This window comes from Calothrix sp. CBUCES-K 9914 (genome assembly GCF_059640475.1).
Genome location: NZ_JBXXZH010000472.1, coordinates 1 through 3,230, shown reverse-complemented (window position 1 = coordinate 3,230; position 3,230 = coordinate 1). Strand labels below are relative to the sequence as shown.

The 3,230-nt window shown below is 49.0% G+C and carries 2 rRNA genes; both read left to right on the top strand.

The features are described from left to right. Window positions 1–111: 111 nt before the first annotated feature. Window positions 112–3,006, top strand: a 23S ribosomal RNA gene (locus tag AC2JBO_RS44075). A 49-nt stretch (window positions 3,007–3,055) separates the two neighbouring features. Next, a 5S ribosomal RNA gene (rrf, locus tag AC2JBO_RS44070) occupies window positions 3,056–3,173 on the top strand. Window positions 3,174–3,230 lie beyond the last annotated feature (57 nt).

Genomic DNA, 3,230 nt, shown 5'->3' with positions numbered 1-3,230 from the left:
AAGAACCTTGAAAACTGCATAGTGACGCAAATTGTAGGCAGTAACTGTCTTAATTACTGAAGTAATTATTACGGGTATTGAATACAGATAATCCTTTGAATTGATAAAATTGGTCAAGCGAATAAGGGCTGACGGTGGATACCTAGGCACGCAGCGGCGAAGAAGGACGTGGTTACCGACGATATACTCCGGGGAGTTGGAAGCAAACATTGAGCCGGAGGTCTCCGAATGGGGCAACCCTATATACTGCTTGTTGAACACATAGACAAGTAAGAGCCAACCCAGCGAATTGAAACATCTTAGTAGCTGGAGGAAAAGAAATCAAACGAGATTCCCTTAGTAGTGGTGAGCGAAGGGGGAAAAGCCTAAACCAAAGTACATGTATTTTGGGGTAGTGGGACAGCAATATGGAATCAAGAGGTTAGACGAAGCATTTAAGCGATGCACCAAAGAAAGTTTGAGTCTTGTAGTCAAAAATTGACTTGATACTAGCTGAATCCCGAGTAGGATGGAGCACGTGAAATTCCATTTGAATCAGCCACGACCACGTGGTAAGGCTAAATACGTCTGCGTGAGCGATAGCGAACAAGTACCGCGAGGGAAAGGTGAAAAGAACCCCGTTGAGGGGAGTGAAATAGAACATGAAACCGTCAGCTTACAAGCAGTGGGAGTCCGATTAAACGGATGACCGCGTGCCTGTTGAAGAATGAGCCGGCGAGTTATATGTGCTGGTAGGTTAAGTAGAGATTACGAAGCCAAAGCGAAAGCGAGTCTGAAATGGGCGTTGATCAGTATGTATAGACCCGAACCCTGGCGATCTAACCATGCCCAGGATGAAGCTTGGGTAACACCAAGTGAAGGTCCGAACCGACCAATGTTGAAAAATTGGCGGATGAGGTGTGGTTAGGGGTGAAATGCCAATCGAGCCAGGAGCTAGCTGGTTCTCCCCGAAATGTGTTTAGGCGCAGCGGTAAATATTAAGTTCCGGGGGTAAAGCACTGTTTCGGTGCGGGCTGGGAGACCGGTACCAAATCGAGACAAACTCAGAATACCGGAATGTAGTCTTACTAGTAAGACGGTGGGGGATAAGCTTCATCGTCAAGAGGGAAACAGCCCAGACCACCAGCTAAGGTCCCCAAATCAACGTTAAGTGGGAAAGGAGGTGGAAGTGCAGTGACAACCAGGAGGTTTGCCTAGAAGCAGCCAACCTTAAAAGAGTGCGTAATAGCTCACTGGTCAAGCGCTTCTGCGCCGAAAATGAACGGGACTAAACGTTGTACCGAAGCTGTGGACTTTAGTAAAAGTGCTGAGTCCTGAGTGCTGAGTAGAAATACTCAACTCGGCACTCAGCACTCAGCACTATAAACTACTAATTTGGTAGGGGAGCGTTCTATTCGATGCGAAGCAGTAGCGGCGAGCAGCTGTGGATTGAATAGAAGTGAGAATGTCGGCTTGAGTAGCGCAAATATTGGTGAGAATCCAATACCCCGAAACCCCAAGGGTTCCAGAGGCAGGTTCGTCCACTCTGGGTAAGTCGGGACCTAAGGCGAGGACGAAAGTCGTAGTCGATGGACATGAGGTTAATAATCCTCAACTGTTATAGTGGAGCATTAAGTGGGACGCATTGAGAAGCAGCTATGCCCTAATTGGATTGGGAGGGGAATACGTTCTCCGTTTAGTTGTAATTGGTGTCAAGAAAAGCACGTAATGTGATGAAGTTATAATACCCGTACTCGAAACCGACACAGGTGGGGAGGTAGAGAATACCAAGGGGCGCGAGATAACTCTCTCTAAGGAACTCGGCAAAATAGCCCCGTAACTTCGGAAGAAGGGGTGCCCATAGAAATATGGGTCGCAGTGAATAGGTCCAGGCGACTGTTTACCAAAAACACAGGTCTCTGCAAACTCGAAAGAGGAAGTATAGGGGCTGACGCCTGCCCAGTGCCGGAAGGTTAAGGAAGTTGGTCAGGGGGAAACTTTAAAGCTGACGACCGAAGCCCCGGTGAACGGCGGCCGTAACTATAACGGTCCTAAGGTAGCGAAATTCCTTGTCGGGTAAGTTCCGACCCGCACGAAAGGCGTAACGATCTGGACGGTGTCTCGGAGAGAGACTCGGCGAAATAGGATTGTCTGTGAAGATACGGACTGCCTGCACCTGGACAGAAAGACCCTATGAAGCTTTACTGTAGCCTGGAATTGTGTTCGGGCTTGGCTTGCGCAGGATAGGTGGGAAGCGTAGAAATACTCCTTGTGGGGAGTATGGAGCTAACGGTGAGATACCACTCTGGCGAAGCTAGAATTCTAACTAAGTCCGTAATCCGGAATTAGGACATTTTCAGGTGGGCAGTTTGACTGGGGCGGTCGCCTCCCAAAAGGTAACGGAGGCGCGCAATGGTTCTCTCAGCACGGTTGGAAATCGTGCGTCGAGTGTAAAGGCAATAAGAGAGCTTGACTGTGACACAAACAAGTGGAGCAGGTACGAAAGTAGGCCTTAGTGATCCGACGGCGCAGAGTGGAATGGCCGTCGCTCAACGGATAAAAGTTACTCTAGGGATAACAGGCTGATCTCCCCCAAGAGTCCACATCGACGGGGAGGTTTGGCACCTCGATGTCGGCTCATCGCAACCTGGGGCGGAAGTACGTCCCAAGGGTTGGGCTGTTCGCCCATTAAAGCGGTACGTGAGCTGGGTTCAGAACGTCGTGAGACAGTTCGGTCCATATCCGGTGCAGGCGTAAGAACATTGAGAGGAGCCTTCCTTAGTACGAGAGGACCGGGAAGGACGAACCGCTGGTGTGCCAGTTATTTCGCCAGAAGTAAACGCTGGGTAGCCATGTTCGGAGCGGATAACCGCTGAAAGCATCTAAGTGGGAAGCCCACCTCAAGATGAGTGTTCTCACTACTATAAGTAGGTAAGGTCACACGTAGAACACGTGTTAATAGGCTTTCGGTGGAAGTGTGGTAACATATGAAGCCAAGAAGTACTAACAGACCGAGGGCTTGACCTTTAACAATTCAATGCGTCACTGTGCAGTCTTCAGCGTTTTTAAAGTTTTTCCTGGTGCTTATTGCGTGGTGGAACCACTCTGATACCATCCCGAACTCAGTTGTGAAACGCCGCAGCGGCTACGATAGTTGGAGAGTTGTCTCCTGCAACAATTGCTCAGTGCCAGGGCAATATTACAAACAAAACCCTTCTCTTCTGATATACAAAGAGAAGGCTTTTGTTTTT